At 35.3% G+C, this 5,463-nt stretch carries 6 protein-coding genes; all 6 read right to left on the reverse strand.

Annotated features, from left to right (window positions below):
- Nucleotides 1–137: 137 nt before the first annotated feature.
- Nucleotides 138–1,388 (reverse strand): SufD family Fe-S cluster assembly protein, encoded by a 1,251-nt coding sequence (locus Q0W25_RS08725; protein WP_297828411.1) that lies wholly within the window; start codon nucleotides 1,386–1,388, stop codon nucleotides 138–140.
- Nucleotides 1,357–2,112 carry an ABC transporter ATP-binding protein gene (locus Q0W25_RS08730; protein WP_297828409.1) on the reverse strand — a complete coding sequence of 252 codons (756 nt, stop codon included), beginning with the start codon at nucleotides 2,110–2,112 and terminating at the stop codon, nucleotides 1,357–1,359. Before Q0W25_RS08730 ends, Q0W25_RS08725 begins: the two co-directional genes overlap by 32 nt.
- Before the next feature lie 132 nt (nucleotides 2,113–2,244).
- Nucleotides 2,245–2,511 carry a PRC-barrel domain-containing protein gene (locus Q0W25_RS08735; protein ID WP_292606090.1) on the reverse strand — a complete coding sequence of 89 codons (267 nt, stop codon included), beginning with the start codon at nucleotides 2,509–2,511 and terminating at the stop codon, nucleotides 2,245–2,247.
- Between the two features lie 54 nt (nucleotides 2,512–2,565).
- On the reverse strand, nucleotides 2,566–3,174 hold the full coding sequence (locus Q0W25_RS08740; protein ID WP_297828406.1) for an NTP transferase domain-containing protein: 609 nt from the start codon (nucleotides 3,172–3,174) through the stop codon (nucleotides 2,566–2,568).
- Nucleotides 3,175–3,190: 16 nt separating this feature from the next.
- Nucleotides 3,191–4,660, reverse strand: a complete 1,470-nt coding sequence (locus Q0W25_RS08745) for a methanogenesis marker 14 protein (RefSeq protein ID WP_298521209.1) — start codon at nucleotides 4,658–4,660, stop codon at nucleotides 3,191–3,193.
- A 160-nt stretch (nucleotides 4,661–4,820) separates the two neighbouring features.
- A partial coding sequence (mtrH, locus tag Q0W25_RS08750; protein WP_298521211.1) for a tetrahydromethanopterin S-methyltransferase subunit H occupies nucleotides 4,821–5,463 on the reverse strand: 643 nt, incomplete at its 5' end.

Genomic DNA, 5,463 nt, shown 5'->3' on the forward strand with positions numbered 1-5,463 from the left:
ATTATGTACTGATTAATATATTTCATTAATAATTAATATAAAGGTTACTTAGAAACTAAATCCAAAAAGTTTATATACTATAAAACAAGAATTTCAAAAACAAATTTAATAAAAGAAAAAAGAAAAAGAAGATGGAATTACATTCCATCAAGGCTCATATCAATCATTCTTTGAGTTTGCTCAGCTAACTCATCAGGAAGGCCAGTAATATCCATATTTAAAAATCCTCTTACAATCATGGATTCGGCTTCTTCTTCCTCGATTCCACGAGAAGTCAAATAATTAATTTCATCTTCGGAAATTTTACCCACAGCTGCTTCGTGAGACATTTCCAAGTTAGCGGAACTGGCTTCAAGTTCAGGCACAGCATAAATGAAACTGTCATCAGATAACACTAATCCATGACATTCCAAGTGTCCTTTTACAGTAGGAACAGTACCTGCCAAATGACCTCTGGCATAGATTTTTGATTCGTCTTGAGCTACCGCTCTTGAAATAACTTCTCCTCTTGCACCTTCCGCATTCAACAACACTCTGGATCCTACATCAATGATGGAATCTTTTTTACCGCCTTGAATACTTTGGAAGATGGCTCTTGAGTTTTTACCATCACAGTATGCGGTAGGGAATGATTGGATAGTGCTAACAGGACTGGTTAAAATATAATTATTGATATATGTGGAATTATCCATTAACTTGACACCTGTTCTTGGACGCACTTCCACTTGCTCAGCCCAATTGTGAACCATTGTAAAAGTAATTTTGGAACCTGGTTTCAGATACATTTCTGAAACACCGACGTGCATTGCAGAAGCGACATCGTCACCGGTTGCACATCCAGTAATCAAGTGCAATTCTGAATTTTCTTCAGCAATGATGACATTGTGTGCAGTCTGCATGATGTCCGCATCACTAATGAACATACAAGCCTGTACGGGCATTACTTCTTTAGTTCCAGGTAATGACCTTACAAAATAACCGCTTAATACGCCATTTTCCTGTTCATTTAAAGCAGTTTTTGCAGTGTATTTGTCTGCATCCGGTTTTACAACATTCCAAAGATAATCTTCAAGCCAACTATATTTATCTAAAGCAACAGCCATGTTCATAACTTCAATTGAATCAGACATGGAGTTGTTTGTGAAAATATTACTTTGATCGACTTGTAAAAATGACCCGGACCTATTTTTTTCCTCTGTATCCACACCAACTTTCAAGAGGTCCTTTTTAGTTTGTTTGTCCAAGTCATCCAAATCATCAATCATGTCTAAAGCATTGACTGTTTCATCTGAGAAATTTTCAATAGTAATGTCAGCACCTAAAGCTGCCTTTTTATCTTTAGCTCTTTCAGCATCATCATAAACATTGCGCACACTCAACACATCCATTAAAACCATTTTTCCTAATATCTTCGAGAATTTCATTCGGGTTTCCTGAACAGGAAATAACACCATTCATTAAAACATGAGCTTTGTCAGCATTAACAAAGTTTAAAATATAACCTAAATGAGTGATTAAAAGACCGCTTCTCTTTCTGTCACCATGCTTTTTATCTTTATCTAACAAAGTTCCGATTTCAGAAGCTAATAATTCTACATTTTCAATGTCCACACCGGAGTCCGGTTCATCAAACATGGTGAAATCAGGCATTTGAGCCAATAGTTGTAAAATTTCAGAACGTTTAACTTCTCCTCCGGAAAATCCTAGATTAACATCTCTCTGCAAGAATTCATCACTGAACTTAAGTTTTTTAGCTAATTCCTGCATTCTAGGATTTAATTCTTCACTGACATCTTGATGAGATTCAATTTTTAATAAATCTCCTACAGATACTCCCCTAATTGAAGGTGGAGATTGGAAACTTACTCCTATACCTAATTTAACTCTTTCTGCAGTAGATAACTCAGTAATATCCTGACCTTTAAACTTAATTGATCCTTGAACTACATCATAATTTGGAAAACCAAGTATAGTTAAAAATAAAGTACTTTTTCCAGCACCATTAGGCCCTAAAAGAACATGAGTTTCCCCTTCATCAATAGAAAGATTAATATTTTTTAAAACTCTTTTTCCGGCTACTTCAACAGCCAAATTTTCTATTTCGAGCAACATATAATCACCTAAATTATTAAGATATGAATTTGTTATACTAATATATGTATTACATTACTAACTATAAATAGTTAACAATAATAATATAACAATGTTTTATTTAAAGATAATAAAAAAAAGAAGATAACTGAATTATTCAGTTACAATAATAAATTCCCCAACTTTTTCAACTTTAGCGAAAGGAACTAATAACAAATCACCATTTCTTTTAGCACCTTTAACGTGGATGTTACGGTCACTTTCAACTCTAATAGCTATATCCACGATTTTACCAGTTTTTTCGTTAATAATTAATTCATCTAATACTCCAAGAATACGTGCATTGTTGGTAGCTACTTGGTAGTTTTTGATTTCACTCCATAATTTTTCTTCTCTTTTTGGAATTTGTTTATTTTCCATTAAATCACCTGATAAAATTAAATTTACTTATATAATTATTTAATTTCATTATATTTAAATATAATATTCTTTGTATAATTTTTCTGCAATTTCGCTATCCGGAATAGTATTAATATTCAAAGCAAGTTCCACTTTTGGAATAACCAACTGGTCTTCATCCTGAACAATATTAACGCTTCTCAAAACGTTCAAACCAGAAGGAACATTTCCATTGAACTCATAGGAATAATTTAAACCTAAATCCTCAAATATTTCTACTGGCACCAATATTGATAAAGCGTCTTTAGTTGAGTTGGAATAATATTCCAAGACGTAATCAATAGTTTCAGTAGAAATAAAAGGTAAATCAGCATTGATGAAAAGCAGAGTGTCTTCACTGGATATCTTTTCAAAATAATCCAAAATAAAAGACAAATCGGTTAAATAGTCTTTACCTGAAGTATCCAAAATCCTAAACTCATCATTCAATGATTCCAAATATCTTGTCGTTTCAACAGTATTTGGACTAACTGCAATAACGATTTCATCGATTAATTTAGATGCATTTAAGTTGTCAATTACATATTTAATTAAAGGTTTATCATGTAATTTGAAAAGAGGTTTTTCTACGGGAACTTTAAGTCTTGTTCCCATACCTCCAGCCATCAAAATTGCATAAATCATGATAAACCACATGTGTTTAAGCGAATTTTCCGCCAGCCATTTTCATACGATCTTTAAGGATACATCTACCACCTTGTTTACCCCCAATAGGAACTTTAGGTGTTCCCATTGAATTCATACAACGTGCCATAATCGCAGAACCTAAAGCTAAACCGTCTTCAACAAAAACAACATTTTCAAACTTATCTTGAACAGCTTCCAAAATGAGTTCAGGTTTACGTCCTGTAATACCTGCCCTTCCTGTAATACCTAAAGCAGAACCTGGAGTAATCACATTTTCCTCAAATGCAACATTCAATACCCTTTTTACAATATTGGTACTTACATAATCCAAGGTTGAAAGCAAAGTTGGAAGACCATCAGCATCATAGAATTGTGCCCCTAATTCCATCAATTCATCGAGTTTGTCACCATTAAATCCTACATCACAACCTATCAAGGTAGTTCCTGCGTTTTCAGCAGCTTCAGGATTGACCGGCACAGTACCGAATCTTTCAACATCCATAGGAACCTTACGGATATCAACCAATTTGTGAGCTTCCAATGCATTAGCTTCAGCTTTCTTATGGTCTGCCTTTTTCATTGCCTTATCTGAATATAAATCTAGAGCAGCACCATTTTTCTTATCAATCATACCGGAACCTCTGGCCAAGGAGTCACTTACAACCCCTGCAAGACCTAAGAAGTTACCTACAGTATTTGCATAAGGTTCATTATCATTAACAATACGACCCGCCAAAGTGGAACCGAAATCCAAAGATACACAAGGGTTTCTATAATCAACGTCAGTCCATTTAGCACCTAACTTGATTCCTGCAGTTACAAGTTCCCCTTCCATTTCATTTGCGACAGTCTCTTTACCTTGAGGGGGAACCACACTTACAACAGCACCATCAAACATGATATTTTCCAAAAGGGAGTGTCTTTGCAATCTTTCAGGAAGTTGTGAAATGGTCATTGCAGGAGACATTTTTCTTGGAGGAATATCCGCTTCAAGACAACCGTCAGCAAGAGCGATAATTAATTGGCCCGCTTCTTCAGCAGTTGCAAAACCTGCAGTTACACCAGTGGATCTTACAACAAAATCCAAATCCTCATCCTTGTCCACTTGACATTTTCTGAGTGATTCTAAAACAGTATCTCTAATTAACTCGGTTACTGCTTCTTTGGAAAGTTCAATGCCCCAAACGGTTTTACCGAAAACCTCTTCAGTAGGTTTAGGCGGACGTATGTCACGAGTCATTTTAACTGTTTTATTCAATAAATATGATTCACTAGTGTTTAAGTTAGTTGCCATTACAATAGATTTTGTAGTGGTATTACCTAATTCAACAGATGCAGTTACATAAAAAGTGTCAGGCTTTTGAACAGCGCCCGGACTTGCAGGACCTGCCCTCTGAGCTCTTAAACTCGCCAAATTACCAGTTTTAGAATGAGCGATGATAGGTTTAGGACCTTTTTTGAAAATTTTACTTAGAAAAGACATTTTATAACCTCAATTAAACTTGTTAATAAATATCTTTTTATACAAATATAAATCTTATTAAAAAAATCTTGAAAAAATTGCTTTGAAAATTAGTTAAAAAAAAGTAAAAAATAGAAAAAAATGATTAGATGAATTAATCATCTAATCGGGACCCTTATATCTATAATAAGTTGTTAATAGGGTGGTCTTCTACAGGTTCAGTACCGATATCTTTTGCTGCTTCAGCAATCATGATATCAGCCATACCACATGCTGGGAATGCGAGTCTGGAGTTTTCGATAGGTCCGAAAAGAACGAAGTCTCCACCAGCCATTTGTTGAACAATGTTGGAACCTATGTCACAAACAGGCCATGCTTCTTTGTGTTCTTTTTTGTATGCTCTTAACCAGTCCCATGCGGAAGGTACGTTGTGAATACCAGATCCTACTGGGTATCCCCATTTAGCTTTAACTGCGTAAGAAGTTCTTACAGCAGGTCCTGCACCTTGACCTAAAGGAGTAACTGCTACGTCCATCCATGGTTTGGTAATTCCACATTCTTCAGCCATTTCGAGAATACCTTGGTCGATAACTGCTCCACCAGTTTCCCAAATTTCGATTTTTCCTTCTACACCAGGAGTCATTGGGTTGAAACCTAAGAGAATGGATGCGTCGATGTCTGAGTTTTTAACAGCTTCGATTTCTGCAGGTTCTGCAGCCATACTTATGGAGTTGTATACAGCTCTTTCAGCTAAACCGACTTCTTGTACGTATTCTACACCTGCAATTTTTGCAGCAGCTGCAGTTGAGTCGATAAGGAAAGGT

The sequence above is a fragment of the uncultured Methanobrevibacter sp. genome, from assembly GCF_947166415.1.
Lineage (GTDB): Archaea > Methanobacteriota > Methanobacteria > Methanobacteriales > Methanobacteriaceae > Methanocatella.